The organism is Stenotrophomonas acidaminiphila (assembly GCF_014109845.1).
GTDB lineage: Bacteria > Pseudomonadota > Gammaproteobacteria > Xanthomonadales > Xanthomonadaceae > Stenotrophomonas > Stenotrophomonas acidaminiphila.
Window position 1 is genome coordinate 2,321,162 of record NZ_CP043567.1, and the last position, 23,148, is coordinate 2,344,309.

General features: G+C 69.7%; 13 protein-coding genes, 3 tRNA genes and 1 pseudogene. 15 read left to right on the forward strand and 2 right to left on the reverse strand.

Annotated elements, in window-relative coordinates; all coding sequences use genetic code 11:
• The first annotated feature begins 118 nt into the window (after positions 1 to 118).
• The 15 genes and pseudogenes from rpsO to F0P95_RS10660 all read left to right on the forward strand — a co-directional run bounded on the left by rpsO (position 119) and on the right by F0P95_RS10660 (position 15,098).
• Positions 119 to 379 carry a 30S ribosomal protein S15 gene (gene rpsO / locus F0P95_RS10590; RefSeq protein WP_054664895.1) on the forward strand — a complete coding sequence of 87 codons (261 nt, stop codon included), beginning with the start codon at positions 119 to 121 and terminating at the stop codon, positions 377 to 379.
• A gap of 147 nt (positions 380 to 526) precedes the next feature.
• Positions 527 to 2,635, forward strand: coding sequence for a polyribonucleotide nucleotidyltransferase (gene pnp, locus F0P95_RS10595; protein ID WP_182334201.1), 2,109 nt, complete (start codon positions 527 to 529; stop codon positions 2,633 to 2,635).
• Positions 2,636 to 2,891: 256 nt separating this feature from the next.
• Positions 2,892 to 5,388: pseudogene (locus F0P95_RS10600) on the forward strand (DNA internalization-related competence protein ComEC/Rec2).
• Positions 5,282 to 5,941, forward strand: a complete 660-nt coding sequence (locus F0P95_RS10605; RefSeq protein ID WP_056930785.1) for a MotA/TolQ/ExbB proton channel family protein — start codon at positions 5,282 to 5,284, stop codon at positions 5,939 to 5,941. The pseudogene F0P95_RS10600 and the gene F0P95_RS10605 overlap by 107 nt, the downstream one beginning before the upstream one ends.
• A 6-nt stretch (positions 5,942 to 5,947) precedes the next feature.
• The gene (locus F0P95_RS10610) at positions 5,948 to 6,370 is read left to right on the forward strand and encodes an ExbD/TolR family protein (RefSeq protein ID WP_054664904.1); all 423 of its coding nucleotides are present in this window, start codon (positions 5,948 to 5,950) and stop codon (positions 6,368 to 6,370) included.
• Positions 6,367 to 8,112 (forward strand): lipid A export permease/ATP-binding protein MsbA, encoded by a 1,746-nt coding sequence (msbA, locus tag F0P95_RS10615; RefSeq protein ID WP_182334202.1) that lies wholly within the window; start codon positions 6,367 to 6,369, stop codon positions 8,110 to 8,112. The genes F0P95_RS10610 and msbA overlap by 4 nt, the downstream gene beginning before the upstream one ends.
• Positions 8,112 to 9,134 (forward strand): tetraacyldisaccharide 4'-kinase, encoded by a 1,023-nt coding sequence (gene lpxK / locus F0P95_RS10620; protein ID WP_182334203.1) that lies wholly within the window; start codon positions 8,112 to 8,114, stop codon positions 9,132 to 9,134. The genes msbA and lpxK overlap by 1 nt, the downstream gene beginning before the upstream one ends.
• Positions 9,135 to 9,353: 219 nt before the next feature.
• Positions 9,354 to 10,127, forward strand: coding sequence for a 3-deoxy-manno-octulosonate cytidylyltransferase (gene kdsB, locus F0P95_RS10625; RefSeq protein ID WP_182334204.1), 774 nt, complete (start codon positions 9,354 to 9,356; stop codon positions 10,125 to 10,127).
• A complete protein-coding gene (locus F0P95_RS10630; protein ID WP_182334205.1) occupies positions 10,124 to 10,612 on the forward strand; it encodes a low molecular weight protein-tyrosine-phosphatase in 489 nt (162 codons plus the stop codon). The genes kdsB and F0P95_RS10630 overlap by 4 nt, the downstream gene beginning before the upstream one ends.
• Positions 10,609 to 12,024 (forward strand): hypothetical protein, encoded by a 1,416-nt coding sequence (locus F0P95_RS10635; protein WP_182334206.1) that lies wholly within the window; start codon positions 10,609 to 10,611, stop codon positions 12,022 to 12,024. Before F0P95_RS10630 ends, F0P95_RS10635 begins: the two co-directional genes overlap by 4 nt.
• Positions 12,021 to 13,940, forward strand: a complete 1,920-nt coding sequence (gene uvrC, locus F0P95_RS10640; protein ID WP_182334207.1) for an excinuclease ABC subunit UvrC — start codon at positions 12,021 to 12,023, stop codon at positions 13,938 to 13,940. The genes F0P95_RS10635 and uvrC overlap by 4 nt, the downstream gene beginning before the upstream one ends.
• A 7-nt stretch (positions 13,941 to 13,947) precedes the next feature.
• Positions 13,948 to 14,562, forward strand: a complete 615-nt coding sequence (gene pgsA, locus F0P95_RS10645) for a CDP-diacylglycerol--glycerol-3-phosphate 3-phosphatidyltransferase (RefSeq protein WP_182334208.1) — start codon at positions 13,948 to 13,950, stop codon at positions 14,560 to 14,562.
• Positions 14,563 to 14,612: 50 nt separating this feature from the next.
• Positions 14,613 to 14,688 (forward strand) — tRNA-Gly (locus tag F0P95_RS10650).
• A gap of 183 nt (positions 14,689 to 14,871) precedes the next feature.
• Positions 14,872 to 14,947 (forward strand) — tRNA-Gly (locus tag F0P95_RS10655).
• 77 nt (positions 14,948 to 15,024) lie between these two features.
• Positions 15,025 to 15,098: transfer RNA gene (locus F0P95_RS10660), tRNA-Cys, on the forward strand.
• Positions 15,099 to 15,329: 231 nt separating this feature from the next.
• On the opposite strand, the gene F0P95_RS10665 is transcribed toward F0P95_RS10660, so the two are convergent.
• Together F0P95_RS10665 and bla are read right to left on the reverse strand one after the other, a co-directional pair.
• On the reverse strand, positions 15,330 to 21,476 hold the full coding sequence (locus F0P95_RS10665) for a fibronectin type III domain-containing protein (protein ID WP_182334209.1): 6,147 nt from the start codon (positions 21,474 to 21,476) through the stop codon (positions 15,330 to 15,332).
• Between the two features lie 605 nt (positions 21,477 to 22,081).
• Entirely contained in the window at positions 22,082 to 23,122 is a 1,041-nt protein-coding gene (bla, locus tag F0P95_RS10670; RefSeq protein WP_182334210.1) for a class A beta-lactamase, read from the reverse strand.
• Positions 23,123 to 23,148: the final 26 nt, after the last annotated feature.

Below are 23,148 nucleotides of genomic sequence, written 5' to 3' on the forward strand. Positions count from 1 at the left end.
ATTCTGCGGCCCTTTGCCGGGCACCGGTCCGCCGTCGGCGGGCCGACTTCCTTAAACGGCGAGCTGCGCGGTGCGTCAACAGCACGTTCCTGCCGGCCACGCATCCAGAGAAAACATCATGTCGATCGACACCCAGAAAGTTATTGAAGACAACAAGCGCGGCGCCAACGACACCGGTTCGCCGGAAGTCCAGGTGGCCCTGCTGACCGCCCGCATCGAGCAGCTGACCGAGCACTTCAAGCAGCACAAGAAGGATCACCACAGCCGCCGCGGCCTGCTGCAACTGGTCAACCGCCGCCGCAGCCTGCTCGACTACCTGAAGAAGAAGGACGTCGAGCGCTACAAGGGCCTGATCGAAAAGCTTGGCCTGCGTCGCTAAGCAACAATCCCCCCGCGGCGCAGCGATGCGCCGCGGTTTTGTTTTTGCAGTTCAGTAGCATTTCCAGGGCCGGAACAACCGGCCGCCCGCCGGTGACAAGGGTCGCCGACGGTCCATTCGCAGACAGCATCCCCAAGGACACCCTCCGTGGCAAAAATCACCAAAACCTTCCAGTACGGCAAGCACACCGTCACGCTTGAGACCGGCGAGATCGCCCGCCAGGCCAGCGGCGCCGTCATCGTCAAGATGGACGACACCGTGCTGCTGGTCACTGCCGTCGCCGCCAAGAGCGCGCGCGAAGGCCAGGACTTCTTCCCGCTGACCGTTGATTACCAGGAAAAGTTCTACGCCGGTGGCCGCATCCCGGGTGGCTTCTTCAAGCGCGAAGGCCGTGCCACGGAGAAGGAAACGCTGATCTCGCGCCTGATCGACCGTCCGATCCGTCCGCTGTTCCCGGAAGACTACAAGAACGAAGTGCAGATCATCGCCACGGTGATGTCGCTGAACCCGGAAGTGGACGGCGACATCCCGGCCCTGATCGGTGCCTCGGCGGCGCTGGCGCTGGCCGGCACTCCGTTCAAGGGCCCGATCGGCGCCGCCAAGGTCGGCTACAAGAACGGCGAGTACATCCTCAACCCGACCGTGTCGGAGCTGAAGGAATCGCAGCTGGAGCTGGTCGTGGCCGGTACCGCCAATGCCGTGCTGATGGTCGAGTCCGAGGCCGCGCTGCTGTCCGAGGACGTGATGCTGGGCGCCGTGACCTTCGGTCACCGCGAGATGCAGAAGGTCATCAACGCGATCAACGAGCTGACCGTCGAAGCCGGCACCAAGCCGAGCGACTGGGTCGCCCCGGCCAAGAACGAAGCGCTGATCTCGGCGCTGAAGGAAGCCATCGGCAGCAAGCTGGCCGAAGCCTTCCAGGTGCGCGACAAGCTGCAGCGCCGCGACGCCATCGCCGCGATCAAGAAGGACGTGACCGAGCAGCTGGCCGGCCGCGTCGCCGCCGAGGGCTGGAACCCGGCCGAGCTGTCCAAGGAGTTCGGCGAACTCGAATACCGCACCATGCGTGATTCGGTGCTGGACACCAAGGTCCGCATCGACGGCCGCGCCCTGGACACCGTGCGTCCGATCAGCGTGAAGGCCGGCGTGCTGCCGCGCACCCATGGTTCGTCGCTGTTCACCCGCGGCGAGACCCAGGCGATCGTGGTCACCACCCTGGGCACCGCCCGCGACGGCCAGATCATCGATGCCGTCTCCGGCGAGTACAAGGAAAACTTCCTGTTCCATTACAACTTCCCGCCGTACTCGGTGGGCGAGTGCGGCCGTTTCGGCGCGCCGAAGCGTCGCGAGATCGGCCACGGCCGCCTCGCCAAGCGCGGCGTGCTGGCGGTGATGCCGACCATCGAGGAATTCCCGTACACCATCCGCGTGGTGTCGGAAATCACCGAGTCCAACGGCTCCTCGTCGATGGCCTCGGTGTGCGGCTCCTCGCTGGCGCTGATGGATGCCGGCGTGCCGGTCAAGGCACCGGTGGCGGGCATCGCCATGGGCCTGGTGAAGGAAGACGACCGTTTCGTCGTGCTGAGCGACATCCTGGGTGACGAAGACCACCTGGGCGACATGGACTTCAAGGTCGCCGGTACCTCCGAAGGCGTGTCCGCGCTGCAGATGGACATCAAGATCGAAGGCATCACCGAAGAGATCATGAAGCAGGCGCTGGAGCAGGCCAAGGCCGGCCGTCTGCACATCCTCGGCGAGATGGCCAAGGCGCTGACCGCGCCGCGCGAAGAGCTGAGCGATTACGCGCCGCGCCTGCTGACCATCAAGATCCACCCGGACAAGATCCGCGAAGTGATCGGCAAGGGCGGTTCGGTGATCCAGGCGATCACCAAGGAAACCGGCACCCAGATCGACATCCAGGACGACGGCACCATCACCATCGCCTCGGTGAACAACGCCGCCGCGCAGGAAGCCAAGCGCCGCATCGAGCAGATCACCTCCGACGTCGAGCCGGGCCGCATCTACGAAGGCAAGGTCGCCAAGATCATGGACTTCGGCGCGTTCGTCACCATCCTGCCGGGCAAGGACGGCCTGGTGCACGTCTCGCAGATCTCCAGCGAGCGCGTCGAGAAGGTCGGCGACAAGCTGAAGGAAGGCGACGTGGTCAAGGTCAAGGTGCTGGAAGTGGACAAGCAGGGCCGCATCCGCCTGTCGATGAAGGCTGTCGAGGAAGGCGAGGGCACCCCGGCCGAATAAGCCCGGGTACCTGTGCTGCATCCGGAAAGCGGGCCTTTGGCCCGCTTTTCTTTTGCGCGATCGCCGGCGCTGGCATTTCCCTGCACCGGCTGCCGCGGAGTGGCTGGAAGGAGACGCTGGCCATCGGCGCGGCATTTCCCGCGCCGCGGGTGCGTGACCTGCCTACAGCGATGCCGCCGGCGCCCGGGCAGCATGGAGGCGGGTTGGCGGAAAGGAGCGGGCGATGCGGGAACGACCCGGCTTCGGCCTGGCCACGATGTGGCGATGGACCGGCGGGCCGGTGGCGTGCCCGCTGCTGGGCAAGGCCGCCGCGGCCAGCTTCCTGGCCGGTATCGGCATGGTGCTGTGGATGCCGGTGCTGCCGCTTCCCTGGTTGCGCTGGGCCGCGCTGCTGGCCGGGTTGGCGCTCTGGGTGGGCAGCCGTGTGCCCTGGAGCGGTGCGTTGCTGGCCGGTGCCGGCTGGGCCGCGCTGCATGCCGGCTGGGCGCTGCAGGCGCAGTTGCCACCGGCGCTGGAGCGCGGCGTGGTTGCCATCGCCGGCACCGTGGTGTCGCTGCCCGAGGTGGAGCCCCGGCGGACACGTTTCCGCTTCCGGGTCGACGGCGATGCCGCCCAGCCTGACGCGGTGCGCGGGCGGCGGCTGCAACTGGCCTGGTACGACGATTTCGGCAGCGTGCGGCCCGGGCCGCGGCTGGCCCTGCGTGCCGGCTCGCGCTGGCGGTTCCAGGTGCGGGTGCGCGCCCCGCGTGGGCTCGCCAACCCCGGGGGCGTCGATGCCGGGCGCAACGCGCTGGCGCGACGGATCGTCGCCACCGGACGGGTGCTGAGGCGCGGTGCGCGGCAACTGGCGCCCCCGGCCGGAATCGATGCCTGGCGCGAACGCATCGCCGGGCGGATCGACGTGGCCATCGGTACCCCCGCCTCGCGCTATGTGCGGGCCCTTGCGGTCGGCGATACCCGGGCGCTGGACGATGGCGACTGGCACATGCTCCGTGCCACCGGCCTGACCCACCTGATCGCGATTTCCGGCTTTCACGTCGGCATGGTCGCGGGCTTCATCGCCCTGGCCGCGTCCGCGGTGTGGTGGCTGTTGCCATGGCTGGGACGGTGCTGCCCCCGCTCCCATGCCGCGGCCGTCGCTGCGGTGGCCGGGGCCGCGGGCTATGCGGCGGTGGCCGGTTTCGCCCTGCCAACGGTGCGCACGGTGCTGATGGTGGCGGTGATCGCGCTGGCCAGGCTGGGGCGTCGCCCGGCCAGCGTGACCGGTGCGCTGGCGCTGGCCGCCCTGCTGGTGCTGGGTGCGGACCCGCTGGCGATGCTGACGGCCGGGTTCTGGTTGAGCTTCGCCGGCGTGGCATGGCTGGCCGGGTGCCTCCCCGAACGCCTGCACTGGCTGCGTGGCTTCCTGTCCGCCCAGGCGGTGGCCACCGTGGGGCTGCTGCCGCTCACCGCGGTGCTGTTCGACCAGGCATCGCTCGCCGGGCCGCTGGCGAATCTGCTGGCGAGCCCGTGGTGGAGCCTGGTGGTGGTGCCACTGGCCCTGCTTGGAACAGGACTGGAGGCGGTGGTGCCGGGTGCCGGCAACTGGCCGTGGCGGGCGTCGGCCGGGTGCTTCGAGCTGAGCTGGTCAGCGCTGTCGTGGCTGGGCGGCAGCCGCTTCGCGTTGTGGTGGCTGCCCGAGGCCGCCGGCATGGCGCTGCCCCTCGCCCTGGCCGGCGCGGTGTGGCTGCTGCTCCCGCGCGCGGTCCCGGGCAAGGCACTGGCGCTGCTGCTGTGGTTGCCATTGCTGTGGCCGGTACGCGAGCTTCCACGGCATGGCGAGGTGGAACTGGTGCTGCTTGACGTGGGGCAGGGGCTGTCGGTGCTGGTACGCACCCGCGACCACCGCCTGCTCTATGACGCCGGGCCGGCGGTGCGCGATGGCTTCGATGCCGGCGAGCGGGTGGTGGTGCCGGCGCTGCGTGCGCTGGGGGTGAACCGGCTCGATGCCATGGTGGTCAGCCATGGCGACAACGACCATGCCGGTGGCGCTGGGGCCGTGCGCAGGGCGGTGCCGGTCATGGACTGGCATGCCCCCCGGGCATGCGCCCGGCGCTGGCGGCCCGCCACTGCGGCAAGGGTCTGCGCTGGCAGTGGGACGGCGTGCAGTTCGAGTACCTGCATCCGCATGCCGGCTTTCCCTACCTGGGCAACGAATCCAGCTGCGTGCTCAGGATCGGATCGGTACATGGCGCGGTGCTGCTGGTGGGCGACATCGGCGAGGTCATCGAGAACGCACTGGTGCGGCGGCAGCGGCCGTCGCTGCGGGCCGAGGTGGTGGTGGCCCCTCACCATGGCAGTGCCGGTTCGTCGCTGCCGGGATTCGTGTCGGCCACGCAGGCACGCCTGGTGCTGGTGTCGGCCGGCCATGGCAACCGTTTTGGTCATCCCCGGCCGGAGGTGGTCGAGCGCTGGCGCGGGGCGGGAGCCGAGGTTCTGGCGACGCCGGCCAGTGGCGCAGTCAGGGTCTGGCTGGGGGCGCAGGGCCTGCAGTTGCGCGAGCGCCGGCAATGGCGGCGTCGCCTGTGGGATGCTGCTGGGCGGGCGCGGGCGGCTGTTATCCTATCGGAGGATGAAAACACGGCCGTCGTGCCGGAGGGTTGAAACGTGTGGGAACTGGTCAAGGCCGGCGGTTGGCCGATGGTGCCGCTGCTGCTGTTGGGCGTACTGGCTTTGGCGATTGTCCTGGAGCGCTTCTGGAGCCTGCGGCGTAACGAGGTGCTGCCGCCGGGGCTGGGGCAGGAGGTCCGCAACTGGGCGGCGCGCGGCAAGCTGGATGCTTCCCACATCGAATCGCTGCGCGCAAACTCGCCGCTCGGCGCGCTGCTGGCCGCGGCGCTGGAAGCCCGCAACCGTCCGCGCGACCAGATCCGCGAGCGCATCGAGGACACCGGTCGCCACCTGGTGCACCGGATGGGGCGCTATCTCAACGCGCTGGGCACCATCGCCTCGGCCGGCCCGCTGCTCGGCCTGCTGGGCACGGTGATCGGCATGATCCAGATGTTCCTGGGCATCCTCGACCATGGCGTGGGCGACGTGAACCAGCTGGCCGGCGGCATCGGCAAGGCGCTGGTGTGCACCGCCACCGGCATGATCGTGGCGATCCCGGCGCTGATGTTCCACCGCTATTTCCGCGCGCGCGTCGATGGTTACGTGATCGAGATGGAGCACGAGGCCGGCGCGCTGCTGGATACCCTCGACGGCCGCCCGGCGGTGATGGCCGCCGCCAAGCCGGCCCCGCAGGCAGCGGCAGTGGCCAAGGCCTGACCCCGCATGCGCATCCGCAACGACCGGGCCCAGGAAGAGCCGCATATCGATCTGGTGCCGCTGATCGATGTGATCCTGGTGCTGATCATCTTCTTCGTGGTCACCACCACCTTCGACGCGCGCTCCACCCTGCAGGTGCAGCTGCCCACCGCCAGCGACCAGCGCAATGCCGAGCCGCCGCGCTCGCTCAGCGTGCTGGTCAACGCCGATGGCCGCTATTTCATCAACGACCGCGAGGTGCTGCGCACCGACGTGGAATCGGTGAAGCGGACCATCGTCCAGGTCGCCGGCGATGACCGCGGGCAGACCGTGCTGCTGCGCGCCGACGCGCGCACGCCGTACCAGGCCGTGGTGACCGTGCAGGATGCGCTGGGGCAGCTCGGCTTCCGCCGCATCGCCATCGCGACCGCGCCGGAGGTGCAGCGATGAGCCCGAACGAGACGCCCTGGCAGACCTACCGGCGCCTGCTGGTTTTCGCACAGCCCTATCGCGGGCTGCTGATGATGGCCGCGCTGGGCATGCTGATCGAAGCGGCCGCCGGTGGCGGCTTCCTGATGCTCATGAGTCCGATCACCAACAACCTGGTGAATCCCAAGGACATCAACTGGTGGATGCCGCTGGCCATCATCGGCCTGTTCCTGCTGCGCGGCGTCGCCGGATACCTGACCGACATCGGCATGGGCAAGGCCGCGCGCAGCATCGCCCGCGACCTGCGCGTGCGCGTGCTGGGCAAGTACCTGCGCCTGCCCGGGTTGCAGTTCGACAACGAGCCGGTGCCGTCGATGCTGGTGCGGCTGGGCTCGGACAGCGACCAGGTGGCGCAGGCCGCGGTCGATGCGATGAAGGTGGTCCTGCAGCAGTCCCTGCAGGTGCTGGTCTCGCTGGCGGCGATGCTGTGGTACAGCTGGCAGGTGACGCTGGCGATCTTCGTGCTGGCGCCGCCGCTGGCATGGGTGATGAACAAGGTGGCCAAGCGCTACCGGCGCATCAGCCACCGCATCCAGGAGAGCGGGGCGGAGCTGCTGCAGGCCGCGGACCAGACCCTGTCCAGCCACCAGGAAGTGAAGATCTACGGTGCGCAGCGCAGCGAGCTGGACCGCTACGGCGCGCTGGCCGATACCAACCTGAAGCTGGCGATGAAGGTGGAAGCCACGCGCAGCATCTCCTCGGCCATGGTGCAGCTGATCGGTGCGGTGGGCCTGGCGGCGCTGTTGTTGATCGCCGGGCACGAGGCCGCCGCCGGGCGCCTGTCGGTGGGCGACTTCGTCTCGATGATGCTGGCGATGATGACGATCATCCCCGCGCTCAAACAGCTGACCAACGTGCAGAACATGACCCAGCGCGGGATCGCCTCGGCGCAGCGCCTGTTCGTGGTGCTCGATGCCGCGGACGAGCCGGACACCGGCACGCGGGGCCTGCAGCGGGCCGAAGGGCTGCTGGAGTTCCGCGACGTCACCGCGCGCTACCCGGGGCAGGCGCGGCCGGCGATGGAGGGCGTCAGTTTCGTCGCGCGCCCGGGCACGGTGACCGCGATCGTCGGGCGTTCGGGCAGCGGCAAGTCCACCCTGATCAAGCTGATTCCGCGCTTCTACGAACCCGAGTCCGGGCAGATCCTGCTCGACGGCCACCCGGTACAGGAGTACCGCCTGGCCGACCTGCGCCGGCAGATCGCGCTGGTCGGCCAGCAGGTGGTGCTGTTCGATGGCAGCATCGCCCAGAACATCGCCTACGGCGAACTGCAGGACAGCAATGCCGAGCGGCTGCAGCAGGCCATCGTCGGTGCCAACGCGCGCGAGTTCGTCGAGCAGCTGCCGCAGGGCGTGGATGCCCAGGTCGGAGCCAAGGGCGGGCGCCTGTCCGGCGGCCAGCGCCAGCGCCTGGCGATCGCCCGCGCCATGCTCAAGGATGCGCCGATCCTGATCCTGGACGAAGCCACCGCGGCGCTGGACAACGAGTCCGAACGGCTGGTGCAGGATGCCCTGCAGCGGCTGATGCCCGACCGCACCACGCTGGTGATCGCGCACCGCCTGTCCACCATCGAACACGCCGACCAGGTGCTGGTGATGGACCAGGGGCGGATCGTCGAACGCGGTACCCACCAGGAGCTGTTGGCGCTGGGTGGGCTATACGAGCACCTCTACCGGATGCAGTTCCGGGAAAGGCAGGTCTGATGGCCGGCAAGGGAACGCAGACGCCGCCATGGTGGTATGACGGCGCCCCGGTGCCGTGGACGGCGCGCCTGCTGGCGCCGCTGTACGGCGCCGTCGCCGGCCTGCGCCGCGGGCTCTATCGCCGCGGCTGGCTGCGCAGCCGGCAGGTCCCGGTGCCGGTGATCGTGGTCGGCAACATCACCGCCGGCGGCACCGGCAAGACGCCGTTGACCATCGCGCTGGTGGAGCGCCTGCGCGAGGCCGGCTGGAAGCCGGGCGTGGCCAGTCGCGGCTACGGCCGCGACGAGGCCGGCACCGCCCGCTGGGTCACTCCGGACCTGGCGCCCGGCCTGGGGGGCGACGAGCCGGTGCTGATCGCCTGGAAGACCGGCGTGCCGGTACGCGTGGACCGCGACCGCGTCGCCGCGGCCAGGGCACTGCTCGCGGCTGGCTGCGACGTGGTGGTCTGCGACGACGGCCTGCAGCATTACCGGCTGGCGCGCGACATCGAGATCGAAGTGGTCGACGCGCAACGGCGCTACGGCAACGGCCTGCTGATGCCGGCCGGCCCCCTGCGCGAGCCGGCGGCGCGGGCGCGCGACTGCGATTTCCGGGTGGTCAACCTGGGCCAGGCCAGCGATGCCGGGCAGGTGCCGCCGGGGTCGGGGTTCGGCGAATGGACGATGCGCCTGCGCATCGACAGCGCCCGCCCGCTGCGGGGGGGGCGCGAACGCCCGCTGCATGGATTTTCCGGGCAACGGGTGCACGCCGTTGCCGGCATCGCGCATCCGCAGCGCTTCTTCCAGATGCTGCGTGCGCGGGGCATCGGCGTGGTCCCGCATGCGTTCCCCGACCACCATCGCTACCAGGCATCGGACCTGTCCTTCGGCAGCGAGCTGCCGGTGTTGATGACCGAGAAGGACGCGGTGAAGTGCAGGGCGTTCGCCACCGACTGGCACTACGCGGTGCCGTTGCAGGCCGAGTTGCCCGCGGCATTCTGGGTCGCGCTGCTGGACCGGCTGGGCAAACTGGCGCGGGCGTGATCCCCGCGCCGCGGGCGTGCCGGCCGGCGGCGCGTGGGCGGCTGCCGCGGGCCCAGCGTGCTGGGCAAATGCGAACCCGGTCGAAACCTGGCCATGCGGCCGTGCGTCGCGATGGTCCCAGCCTTTATCCTCACCGCGGATTTCCTTCCCCGCGCGGCCATGCGGCCATCGCGCGGGGAGGGGCCGTCAAGTGCTGCCCGCAGTGGGCAAGGAGTACAGATGAACGTGGTTCCCGAGTTCGTGGTGGCGATCCCGGCGCGATACGCGTCCACCCGCCTGCCGGGCAAGCCGCTGGCCTTGCTGGCCGGGCAGCCGATGGTGGTGCACGTGGCGCGGCGCGCCCTGGCGGCCGGCGCGCGCGAGGTGTGGGTGGCGACCGATGACCGGCGGATCGCCGATGCGCTCGACGGCCTGGACGGCATACGCGTGGCGATGACCCGCGATGACCATGCCTCGGGCACGGACCGGCTGGCCGAATGCGCGCGCCACGCCGGCTGGGATGCGCAGGCCATCGTGGTCAACCTGCAGGGCGACGAGCCGTTCGCGCCGGCGGCGGGCATCCGCGCCGTGGCCGCGACGCTGGCGGCCAGCGGTGCGCCGATGGCGACCCTGGCCACCCCGGTGGAGGACGCCGCGACCCTGTTCGATCCCAACGTGGTCAAGCTGGTGCGGAACGCCCAGGGCGACGCGCTGTACTTCAGCCGCGCGCCGATCCCCTGGCACCGCGATGCCTTCGCCCGTTCCACGGCGCAGCTGCCGCAGGCGCAATGGCTGCGCCATATCGGCATCTACGGCTACCGCGCCGGTTTCCTGCAGCAGTTCGCGGCGATGGCGCCGGGCACGCTGGAGCAGATCGAATCGCTGGAGCAGCTGCGCGTGCTGGAGGCCGGCTTCCGCATTGCCGTGGCGCTGTCGCCCGAGCCGTTCCCGCCGGGCATCGACACCCCGGAAGACCTCGCGCGCGCGGCCGCGCTGCTGGAGACCGTGCGTTGAAGCTGCTGGTGGTGTGCCTGGGCAACATCTGCCGTTCGCCGATGGGCGAGGGCGCCCTGCGCGCGCGGATCGAGCGCTCGCCGCTGGCCGGGCGGGTGGAAGTGGACTCGGCCGGCACCGCCGGCTGGCACCGTGGCAAGGCGCCGGACCCACGGGCGGTGGCCTGCGCCCGGCGCCACGGCGTGGATATTTCCGGGCTGCGTGCGCGCCAGCTGCAGTCCGACGACTTCCTGCGGTTCGACCACATCCTGTGCGCGGACCCGGACAACCTGGACGCGGCCCTGGCGCTGGCGCCCCCGCAGGCGCGCGGCAAGGCCGCGTTGCTGCTGCCCTGGGCCGGCATCACCCACGCCCGCGCGGTGCCGGACCCCTATTACGGCGGCGATGCGGATTTCGAGCACAGCTGGGCGCTGCTGGAGGCGGCGGCCGAGGCGGTGGTCAGGCGCCTGTCGGCCGGGCCCGACTCCGGCATAATCGGCCCATGAACGCTCAGCCTGCGATGGATCTTCCCAAGTCCGGCATCTGGCTCAATGCGGTGCCGTCCACGTTGCAGGACCATGCCGGCCGTCCGCTGGTGCTGGCCTTCGTCAATGCCGCCTCGGCCTGGTGCGTGCAACGGCTGCTCGAGGTGCTGCAGTGGCAGGCGCGCAACCCGGGGCGCCTGCAGTTGCTGGTGGTGCAGGTGCCGCGCTTCGATTTCGAGCGTGAACCGCAACCGGCGCTGAAGCTGCTGCGCCGGCACGGCGTCACCGCGCCGATCCTGCTGGACGCGCAATGGGAGGCATGGCGCCGTTTCGGCATCGAGGCATGGCCGACCCTGCTGCTGCTCGATGCCCAGGGCCAGGAGCGCGAGCGCCTGGTGGGCGCGGCAGGCGACCTGGAGCGCAGCCTCGCTGCCCTGTGCGAAGGACTGGCGCAGCCACGCGACGAGGACCTGCGCCCGGTTGCGGAAACCAACGTGGAACCGCGCCTGCCGCTGCGCTTCCCCGCAGGCCTGGCGGCCAGCGCCGACCGGCTGTATGTCGCCGATACCGGCCATCACCGCATCCTCGAATGCACCCACGGCGGTCGCGTGCTGCGCCAGTTCGGCGTCGGCAGTGCGGACCTGGTCAACGGGCCGGCGGCCGATTGTGCATTCAACCGGCCGCATGGGCTGGCGCTCGAGCGCGAGATGCTCTACGTCGCGGACACCGGCAACCACGCCGTGCGTCGCATCCACCTGCCGAGCGGTCAGGTCGACACCCTGTGCGGTACCGGGCGCGCCGGCGATCCGGTGGCCGGCGTGCTCTCGCAGCCCTGGGACAGCCCGCTGAACCACCCGCTGGACATCGCCATCGCCGACAACCAGCTGCACATCGCCATGGCCGGCGACAACCATGTCTGGAGTTATGACCTGGGCATCCGCTCGCTGCGCTGGCGCGCGGGCGCGGGCCCGGTGGAAGTGCGCGACGGCGGTGGCCACCTGGCGGCATTTGCCCAGCCCTGCAGCGTGGTGGCGGTGCAGCAGGTGCTGTACGTCTGCGACGCGCTGGGTTCGGCGATCCGTTCGGTGCAGCTGCGTGGCGACGTGGTGCAGACGCTGGTGGGGCAGGGGCCGTGGGAGTTCGGCAATGCCGACGGCTCGCGCGCCCGCGCGCACCTGCAGTATCCCCAGGCCATCGCGATGGGCAGCGAGTCGCCGCTGCTGTGGATCGCCGACGCCGGCAACGGGTGCCTGCGCATGCTGCGCCTGGGCGGTGGCGACCTGACCACGGTCAACCTGCCGCGGCGCCTGCACGGCCCGGCCGCGCTGGCGGTGGCCGCGGGCGCGGTATGGATCGCCGAGACCGATGCCCATGCGATCCTGCGTTTCGACCCGGTCAGCGGCGAACTGGGCCACGTGCCGATCGAGGAATGAGCGGCACGGCGACAAGCGGGTTCGACGGCAAGGCGTATGCGGCGGCGCTGAGCACGGCGCCGGGCGTCTACCGCATGTACGCGGCCGACGACACCCTGTTGTACGTCGGCAAGGCCGGCGCGCTGCGCAAGCGCGTGGGCAGCTACTTCAACGGCTCGCCGAAGAGCCGGCGCATCATGATGATGCTCTCGCAGGTGGCGCGGATGGACGTGACCGTCACCCGCACCGAGGCCGAGGCGCTGCTGCTGGAGAACCAGCTGATCAAATCGCTGGCGCCGCGCTACAACGTCTCCCTGCGCGACGACAAGACCTATCCGCAGGTGCTGCTCACCCGCGAGCAATGGCCGCGCATCGCGCTGCATCGCGGCCCGCGCTCGGTGCCCGGACGCTACTACGGCCCGTATCCGGGCGTGGGCGCCGTGCGCGAGACCCTGAACCTGATGCACAAGCTGTTCAGGCTGCGCAGCTGCGAGGACAGCGTGTTCCGCAACCGTTCGCGGCCGTGCCTGCAGTACCAGATCGGCCGCTGCAGCGCGCCCTGCGTGGAACTCGTGGCGCAGGCCGAGTACGACGAATCGGTGCGGCGCGCGGCGTTGTTCCTCGAAGGCCGCAGCGACCAGCTGGCCGACGAACTGATGCAGGCGATGCAGCAGGCCAGCGACGCCCTGGAGTTCGAGCGCGCCGCGCGCCTGCGCGACCTGGTCGCGTCGCTGCGCAGCATGCAGAACCGGCAGTACGTGGACGGCCGCGCCGCCGATCTGGACGTGCTGGCCTGCGCCATGCAGGGCGCAAGCGCCTGCGTGCTGCTGCTGGCCTTCCGCGATGGCCGCAACCTCGGCACGCGCGCCTTCTTCCCGCGTACCAACGGCGAGGACAGCGCCGAGGAAGTGCTGGCCGCGTTCGTGTCGCAGTACTACGCCGAGCATGCGCCGCCACCGGAAGTGCTGCTGGACCGCGAGATTCCCGATGCCGAGATGATCGAGGCGGCGCTGGCCACGGCCGCCGAGCGCAAGGTCGTGCTGAAATGGAACGTGCGCGGCGAGCGTGCCGGTTACATCGAACTCGCCAGCCGCAACGCGCAGATCAGCCTGGCCGGCGAACTGGACAGCCGCGGCGCGCAGCATGCGCGCAGCGAGGCGGTGCGGCAGATGCTGGGCTTGGCCGAACCGGTCCGGCGCGTGGAGTGTTTCGATATCAGCCACACCATGGGCGAGGCCACGGTGGCGTCCTGCGTGGTGTTCGACGCGGCCGGCCCGGTGCGCGCGCAGTATCGGCGCTACAACATCAGCGGCATCGAGCCCGGCGACGATTATGCGGCGATGCGCCAGGCCATCGACCGCAGGTTCCGGCGCGCGCTGGAGATGGAGCAGATGCCGGCGCCAGATGCCGACGCCGGCGACGGCAGGCGACCCCGCGCCACGCCGCGCAGCGGCGACCTGCCGGCATTGCCGGACGTGCTGCTGATCGATGGCGGCGCCGGGCAGCTCGCGCAGGCGCAGGCCGCGCTGGCCGACCTTGGCGTCGAGGGCGTGCTGCTGGTGGGGGTCGCCAAGGGCGTCGAGCGCCGCGCCGGCCACGAGGCGCTGGTGTTGCCCGATGGGCGCGAGATCCGCCCGGGCGCGGCGTCGCCGGCGCTGCAGTTCATCCAGCAGGTGCGTGACGAAGCGCACCGTTTCGCGATCACCGGGCACCGTGGACGCCGGCAGAAGGCGCGCATGACCAGCCGGCTGGAGGATATCCCCGGCATCGGCCCGCGGCGTCGTGCCAGCCTGCTCAAGCATTTCGGTGGGCTGGCTGGCCTGAAAGCGGCCGGCGAAGCCGAGATCGCGCGCGTGGAAGGCATCAATGCCGCCCTTGCAACGCGCATCTACGCTAACCTTCACGGACTGTCGATCCCGGATCCGGCAGCGGAGTAAAGCTGTAATGACCCTGACCGTACCCACCTGGCTGACGTTGCTGCGGATCGTGATGATCCCGGTGCTGGTGCTGGTGTTCTACCTCCCGTACACGTGGACGAACTTCGCCTCCGCCGCGGTGTTCGGGCTGGCGGCGATCACCGACTGGCTCGATGGCTGGGTCGCGCGCCGTTACCAGATGCACTCGGCGTTCGGCGCCTTCCTCGATCCGGTGGCGGACAAGCTGATGGTCGCGGTGGCGCTGTTCCTGATCGTGCAGGGCCATCCGACCGCATGGATGGCGTTCTGGGCCGCGGTGATCGTCGGCCGCGAGATCGCGGTGTCCGCGTTGCGCGAATGGATGGCCGAGATCGGCCAGCGCGCCAAGGTGCGCGTGGCGATGATCGGCAAGATCAAGACCACCGCGCAGATGATCGCGCTGCTGTGCCTGCTGTACTCGGTATCGCCCAACACGCCGGTGACCGACATCTGGATGGGCGGGCCGATATTCCACATCGGCGACTGGATGCTGGCGATCGCCGCGTTGCTGACGCTGGTGTCGGCGGTGCAGTACCTGCGCGCCGCCTGGCCGAGCCTGCGCGAGGACGAAATCGCCGCGCGCTCGCAGGCAAAAAAAAGATGAAACAGGGCTGTTGACAGGTGGGCGATTGCATGTAGAATTTCGCCTCCCAAGCGGGAATAGCTCAGTTGGTAGAGCGCAACCTTGCCAAGGTTGAGGTCGCGAGTTCGAGTCTCGTTTCCCGCTCCAGTTCGATGAAGTTTCCGGGTTTTCAGCGGAGCGTCATCAAGAGATTCACCTCGTGTATATCGAGCAGTCAAGCGACTGCATGCGGGATGCACAGGGAAGCCTAGAGCTTCCCGGGAGCGTGAAGAAAGTTGTTAAAAAGGCTGGCGCAACACCTACGAAGTCTGTAGAATGCACGGCTCCCAAGCGGGAATAGCTCAGTTGGTAGAGCGCAACCTTGCCAAGGTTGAGGTCGCGAGTTCGAGTCTCGTTTCCCGCTCCAGATTACGAAAAGGCCCCGCAAGCGGGGTTTTTTCATATCGGGAGGAAGTTTTTCCTCCTGTACAATCAGATTATTCTGGCCTGGTAGCAGAGTGGTTATGCAGCGGATTGCAAATCCGCGTACGCCGGTTCGATTCCGACCCAGGCCTCCAGATTTGATATTCGACCCCTGAGAAATCAGGGGTTTTTCTTTGCCCGTCGTTCGCCGGGGCAGGGCAGGGCAGCGGAGCGACTCGACAAGCCCGGAAACAGCGAAACCGGGGCCAGATTCGAATTCTCCTCCCGGGTGCCTGCCGACTCGGGGCGTACGTGGAGAATTCGAATCTGACCCCGGTTTTCGGATTCAGGAAGCCGCGCCGGTGGTGCCGGCGCGGTCGTATGGCTCAGGGCCGGGTGGTGGCCGCGTTGGTGGCTGCGGCGGCGGCCGCACAGCGCGGTGCCGGACCACGGCAACGCTGGCGCGTATCGCCGGTCATGTCCGTTTTGAACACATCGCCATCCTCGGCGTACATCGACGTGCCGGCAGCCGGTTGCCCGTAACGCACCTGCAGGCCGATGCTGGTGCTGCGCATCGCGTTGCGGCCCTGCTCGCGGCCCAGCAGCAGCGAGAACAGCCAGCCGCTGTCCAGTTGCAGGTCCATGCCCGCGCCCAGTGCCAGGGTGTCGTCGTTGTAGCTGCGCATGGCCAGCAGGTAGTCGGCATCACGCGGGCGCTGCAGGTAGTTCACCGCCACGTCGCCGCGGTTCTCCAGCGCGCCGCGGTACTCGATGCGCCAGTGCGGGCGCCAGCTCAGCCGCTCGCGCTGGAACATCATGCTGCCTTCCAGCCCCAATGCCAGCGCGCTGTTGTCCACCTGCTGCCGGCCATAGCCCAGCCCATAGGCGCCCAGCCCGTTCTCGCGGTAACCGTCCAGCGTCGCCCGGTGCCCGTCGTAGCGGCCATAGCCGGTCAGGCTCAGCCCCGACGCGCTGCGGTGTTCGTAGCCGAAGGTCAGCGCCCCGAACCACTGGTCGCCACTGCGCGTGGCCTGGGCGCTGGCGTTGGCCAGTTCGCTCCAGCGGGTCAGGTCGAAGTCCAGCCGGCCGTTGGCCAGCAGGCCGTCCACGAACAGGTGCTCGCCCAGCCGCCACAGGCCGTAGACCGCGAGCGAGCGCTGGTCGGCGTCGACCTTGGAGGGGCTGTCGTCGAAGTCCGTACCCTGCCGGCCCCAGCTGCCTGCCAGGCCCAGCAGCACGTGCTCGCCCACCGCGCGGTCCGCGCCCAGGGTCAGGCCGCCGGTGTTGAAGTCGAAGCCACCGCCGGCGCGGCCGTTGCGGCCGGTCGTGCCGAAGGTCGCGGTACCGGCCAGCCACAGGCCCCAGCCCTGCGGCAGCGCCGGCAGGGCCGCTTCGGCCACGCGCCCGACCGGCATCGACAGCCCCGGCACGCCCGGGCTGCCGGCGTAGGCCAGGGCGAGGTTGACGTTGTTGGCGTTGCGGCCCGAGCGCACCTGCCGCAGGCGGTTGCGGATGTTGTCGCCCTGTACCTGGGCAAAGCGCACGCTGGCGTCGATCTGGGCCTGCAGGCTGCCGCTGACCTGCGCATCCAGCGTCGGGTCCGGGCGCGCGTTGACCATCAGCGTGATCGTTATCACGCCGGTGAGGTAGTGGCTGGTCGCCGTCTGGGTGGCGGTCAGCGTGGTCGTGCCTTCGCCCACCAGGGTCACGGTACGGCCGTTGAGCGTGGCCACGGCGGGGTTGCTGCTGGTGAAGGTGAATGCGCCGGGGCTGTTGCTCCGCGGGAGCGGCAGCTCGAAATCGGCCTGGCCGTACATCTTCTGCAGGTCGCCGATCCAGCCCAGGTCCGGGGCGGCCACCAGTTCGGTGGCGCTGTCCGCCTCGCCTTCGCCGGCCAGGTTGTAGGCGGCCACGGTGAACACGTAGTCCACCCCGTCGGCCAGCCCCTGCACCAGGATCGGCGAACCGCTGCCGCTGGCGCTGACCACGCCCGCGGTGGCGGCCGCGCGCAGGCCCGCCGTGCGCAGGGCGGTGCCCTGCGGGGTGGCGGTCACCCGGTACCCCTGGATGGCCGCACCACCGGTAAACGCCGGGGGGGTGAACGCCACGCTCACCTGTCCGGGGCCGACGGGCGTCAGCGTCTGGATCTGCGGCACGCCCGGCGGCACCGGGTCGATCCGGAACGTACGCGTGGCCGAAGCCGCGCGATGGGTGGCATCGCCGGCCTGGGTGACCACCACGGTGCAGCTGCCGGCCTGCACGAAGGCCAGCTGGCCGTCGGTCGTGACCGTGCACACGTCCTGGGTCTGCGAGGCGAAGGTCACCGGCAGCCCGGAGTCGGCGCGTGCGGACAGCACCGGCACCTGGTCGAAGCGCTGCGTGCCCACGTCCTCGAAGATCACCGTCTGCAGCACCTGCGGCACCACCGGTGCCGACGGTGCCGACGGTGCGCTGTTGCCGGCCGCGGCCGAGGCGGTGACGGTGAAGGTGTAGCTCACCCCGTCGGTGAGTCCGCGCACCGTGATCGGCGAGCCGCTGCCGCTGGCGGTGATGCCGCCGGGCTGCGCGGTGACCGTGTAGGTCACCGGCTGGCCGGTGGCCGCCGACGGCGTGAACGCCACTTCCACCTCGCCCGAGCCGAGCACGGTCACCTCGCCCAGCACCGGCGCCTGCGGCACCAGCGCGGTCACGCTGAACGACTGCGTCAGCGACGCTGCCAGGTGGCTGGCATCGCCGTCCTGGTGCACCGTCACCGTGCAGGTGCCGGCGCTGGCAAAGCCCAGCACCCCGGCGGCCGTGACCGTGCACACCGCCGGGGTGGACGACGCGAAGCGCAGCGGCAGGCCGGAGTCGACCGAGGCCACCAGCGTCGGCGTGGTGCCGAACGCCTGCGCCCCGGGGTTGGCGAAGGTGATCACCTGGGTCACCGCCGTGGTCACTTCGTTGGAGGCCGCCGACGCCGGGCCGGTGCCCGCGCTGTTGGTGGCGTTCACCGTGAAGGTGTAGCGGGTGCCGGTGTCCAGGCCGTTGATCGTGATCGGTGAAGCGGTGCCCACGAACGGCGCGCCCGGGACCGTCGGGCTCGGTGTCACCGCATAGCCGGTGATCGCGGTGCCGCCATTGGACGCCGGTGCGCTGAAGGCCACCGATACGCGCCCCGGACCGGTCACCGTGGCGGTGCCGATGGTCGGCGCGCCCGGGGCCACCGCGTTGACGGTGAACGAACGGCTGACCTGGGTCGCGGCCAGATAGCTGCCGTTGCCGGCCTGGTCGGCATTGATGGTGCAGGTGCCGGCGCTGATGAAGGTCAGTGCGCCGCCGCTGGTGATCGTGCACACCGCGGTCGTGGACGAACTGAAGGTCGGGGTCAGCCCCGAATCGGAGGTCGCGGTCAGTGTCGGCGTGGTACCGAAATTCTGCGAACCCGGATTGTTGAAGGTGATGGTCTGGACCGCTGCCAGGGTGATGCTGTTGGAGGCGCTCGACGCAGGACCCGTGCCGGCGATGTTTTCGGCGCTGACGGTGAACGTATACGGCTGGCCGTTGGTCAGGCCGGTCACCACGATCGGCGAGCCGGCACCGTTGATCGGCGCCACGTCCGCCGGGCTCACGGTGACCGTGTAGCCGAGGATGCTGCTGCCGCCGGTGTTGCCCGGTGCGACGAAGGCGACGCTGGCCTGGGTGTCGCCCGCGGTGGCCGTGATCGAGGTCGGTGCACCGGGCACCACCGCATTGACGGTGAACGACTGGCTGACCTGGGATGCGGCCAGGTAGCTCGAATCGCCGGGCTGGTCGGCCAGGATGGTGCAGGTGCCGGCGGTGACGAAGGTCAGCGCGCCGCCGCTGGTGATCGTGCACACCCCGGTCGTGGACGAACTGAAGGTCGGGGTGAGGCCCGAATCGGAGGTCGCGGTGAGTGTCGGCGTGGTGCCGAAATTCTGCGCCCCTGGATTGGCGAACGTGATGGTCTGCGGTGCGGCCGGGGTGATCGCGTTGGAGGCAGCCGACGCCGCGCCGGTAAGCATCGCGCCATTGGTCGCGGTGACGGTGAAGCTATAGCTCACCCCGTTGGTCAGGCCGGTGACGATGATCGGCGAGCCCGAACCGGTACCGGTATTGCCGCCGGGGTTGGCGGTCACCGTATAGCTGTTGATGCTGCTGCCGCCGTTACTGCCCGGCGCGGTGAAGCTGACCGAGGCCTGCTGGTTGCCGGCGGTGGCCGAGCCGATGGTCGGCGCATCGGGGGCGACAGCGTTGACGGTGAAGCTGCGGGTCACCGTGGGGGCGGCGTTGGTGGATGCGTTGCCGGCCTGGTCGGCATCGATGGTGCAGGTGCCGGCGCTGACGAAGGTCAGCGCGCCCGCGGAGGTGACGGTACACACGCTGGTGGTGGACGAGCTGAAGCTCACCGCCAGCCCGGAGTCGGAGGTGGCCCCCAGGGTCGGCGTGGTGCCGAAGTTGTAGTTGCCCGGCTGGGTGAAGGTGATGACCTGGTCGGCCTTGGGGGTGACGCTGTTGGAGGCCCCCGAGGCGGAGCTGGTGCCGATCCCGTTGGTTGCCGTCACCGTGAAGGTATAGGCCGTGCCGTTGCTCAACGAACCGACCGTGATGGTGCATGCCGCCGGGCCGGGGCAACTGCCGGTGGCGCCGCCGGGGTTGGCGGTGGCGGTGTAGATCGAGATGGGCGAGCCGCCATTGCTGGACGGCGCGGTGAAGGTCACCGTGGCCTGGCCGTCGCCGGCCGCGGCCGCACCGATGGTGGGTACCGATGGGGCTGTCGGGATGGCGACGGTGTGGGTGCTGCCGCTGCTGTAGGACGCGATGCTGTTGCCGGCGTTGTCGATGACGTTGGTCGAGCCGTTGAGGTTGATCCTGAGCGTGCCGGTGCCGCTGATCGAGGCGATGGTGACGTCGACCGCGCTGCCGCTGGACGCCGACACGCTGGCGATGCTGCCGGTCGCGCCGCCGGTGCCCACCAGGGTGAAGTCGTCGGTGGAGATGTTGTTCACCGGCTCGCTGAAGGTCACCGTGAAGGCGATCGAGGTGTCGGTGCTGGCGGGTGAACCGCTGACCACGATGCTGCTGACACTGGGCGCCACGCCGTCGATGACGATGTTCTTGTTCGCGCCCAGCGAATTGGCCGCGCCCGGTACGGGCAGGGTCAGGGTGGCAGCGTTGCCGGCCGTGTCCCTGATGGTGCCGCCGTTGAGCGACAGCGAATTGGTTGCCACGTAGTCCAGGTCGGCACTGGTGTTGCCGGAAACCACCGTGTAGCTGAAGGTCAGCGTGCTGGTGCCGCTGCCGCTTGCGTAGTTGATGGTGCGGTCGGTCGCGCCGGTTTCCAGGGTCAGCTGCGGTATGCCGGTGACTGTCACCGTCTTGCTGAAATCGACCTGCACCGAAAGCACGTCGCCGATCTTGTAGGTCCCGTTGGCGTTGCTGGCCGTGACCGAACTGACCGTGGGCGCCACGCCGTCGATGACGATGTTCTTGTTCGCGCCCAGCGAATTGGCCGCGCCAGGCGCTGGCAGCGTCAGCACCGCGGCGTTGCCGGACAGGTCCTTGATGGTGCCGCTGTTGAGGGCCAGCGCGCTGGTGGCCACGTAGTCCAGGTCGGCGCTGGTGTCGCCGGCCTGCACGGTGTAGTTGAAGGTCAGCGTGCTGGTGCCGCTGCCGCTGGCGTAGTTGACGGTGCGGTCGGTCGCGCCGGTTTCCAGGGTCAGCTGCGGCGTACCGGTGACGAACACGTTCTCGCTGAAATTGACCTGCACGGAAATGACGTCGCCGGCCTTGTAGGTACCGTTGGCCGTGCTGGAGTTGATGCTGGAGACGGTGGGCGGCGTGGTGTCGGGCAGCCGTACGTTGCTCACATTGAGGTTGTCGATGGCGAAGAAGTAGGCCGGCACCGGGCCCGTCACGGTGATGCGGAATTCATCGATGCCGGCGAATGCCGCAACGCCCGATGTGTCCACCGTGTTCAAGGGCCAGTTGCCGTTGAAGCCCTCGATGGAGAACGTCTGGCTGGCGCCGGGTACCGGCATGCCATTGAGGTAGCCGGTCACGACAAATACGACGGTGTCGCTGGCGTTGTTGGATGTCGCCGAGTACTGGAAACCGCCGAGGTCGAAGACGCTGTTGTCGTTGGAGGCGACCCGGAACGAGTTCAGCGGTTCGCCGTCGTATATCGCGTCGCTGTAGTAGATGCCATCGCCGGTGTTGTAGAACAGGTCACCCGCCGCGATATGGATCTGGGCGGGCGTGTTCGTATACACGCTCACGTCCCACCCCGAGCTGACGATGTTGTCGACACGCGGGCCGGCCATGCCGGGTCCCGTTGCCAGCGGTATATCGTTGCCACCGGAGCCGAAGGTCGTGGTTCCGTTGGCCGGGGTGGCGGCCACGGCCAGCGGGCTGGCCAGCAATCCGACCAGAAGCGCCACGGCCGGCGCGGCTTTCCCCAGCAGGGCAGCCCCCCGCCGCAGCCATGCCCGCGGGCGGGTGGCTGGAGTGACATCGTGGATGATGGTCGACATGCGTTTCCCCTGGACAGCATAGGCAAAGGGGCGGACCCCCCGATGGCGGCCCGCCCACGTGAATGAACCCTTCAATATCCCCTACCGTAGAAAGCGGCCGGATCCGATCACGCCCCTGGCGGGCCCTGTCGCAACGTCGGTGTCCTACGCGCCCGCTCGCGCAGGCGCGGTGAATCTAGCAGTCCTGGGCGGGCTGCGGGAAGTGGAATCGGCGCCGGGTAGCGGGCATGGTCCCGGGCAAGGGGCCGGCATGGCCGGGGGCGTGCCGCGGGCGGCTCCGCTGGCAGACGACGGTGGTCCGGGGCAGGGGCGGTGAGGGTTTTCCGGCGCACGCCCGGCCCGCCATGAAGACCAGGTACGCCGGGCGTGACGCCTCCGCGGCGACTGCACCGGTGCCGGCAGCGGCAGTGCCGCGGATACAGGTAATCGCGAATGGATGCCGCCACGCCGGTGGGAACGGCACCGCGCCGGCGGTCACCTGCGCGCCGGCGGAGTGTGGTCGGCAGGTGGCGGTGCGGATGACGACGGGCACGGCGGTGGCGCCTGCCGACCACCGGGGCTGACGGGCAAGGGGACGGGCGCGCCAGGTCGGTGCGCCCGTACGATCACGGCACGAACAGGTAGTAGTCGTGCGCGGCGCGTGCCAGCTGGGCAATGGCGGCATCGCGCGCTTCACTGGAGGCGCGCGAGCGGATGAATACCGTTGCCACCACGTGGCCGCGACCGTTGGGCAGTTCGATCACGCCGACGTCGTTGATCACGTCGCCGACGGTGCCGGTCTTGTGCGCCACCGGCGTGCCGCTGGGCAGCATGCCGCGCAGCCGCGCGCTGCCGGTGCGGGTGTCGAGCATGATCTGCTGCAGCACGCCGGTCGAGGCCGGCGACAGGATCTCGCCCTTCCAGGTGCGCTGCAGCAGTTGCGCCATGGCGCGGGCGCTGCTGGTGTCGCGCGGATCGGCGTTCCAGGCGTCCATGTTGATGCGCCGCTGTGCTTCGCTGCGTTCGCTGCGCGACAGCTCGCCGTAGGCGGCCGGCCCCAGCGGCCGCGCGTGCGAGGCGGCATCACCGTAATAGTTGGCCAGCAGTTCCCAGATGTAGCGGTCCACGCGCAGGCCATCGACGCCCAGCGCGCGCATGCGCTGCTGCACCGCTTCGGGGCCGCCGCCGGTGCGGACCAGGATGTCGGTGGCGTTGTTGTCGCTGACCGTGATCATCATGTGCAGCAGGTCGCGGATGGTGATGGCCGAGCCGGCGCTGAGGTGGGTGTCCATCGGCCCGCCCATGTCGGGGTAGATGTCCTCCGGCCCCAGCAGCACCTGCTGCTGCAGGCCCAGCTTGCCTTCGTCGACCAGCTTGAGGATGTGCACCGCCACCGGCACCTTCATGGTGCTGGCCATCGGCAGCGGCTGGTCGGCGTTGAGGTAGACCGCGCGGCCGCTTTCCAGGTGCACCAGCGCTGCGCCGACGTCGCCCGGCAGCTGCGCCGCAAGGCGCTCGGCCTCGGCCTGCAGCGCGGCCGTCTGCGCTGGCGCCGGCCGCGCCAGGACCGGTGCAGGCGTGGCCCACAGGCTGCCCAGCAGCAGGGCCGAGGCCAGCAGGGACGCCTGCAGGCGCGGGTGCGGGGAACGACGGACGCGGACGGTCATGGAAGATCCTCTGGCAACGGAATGGA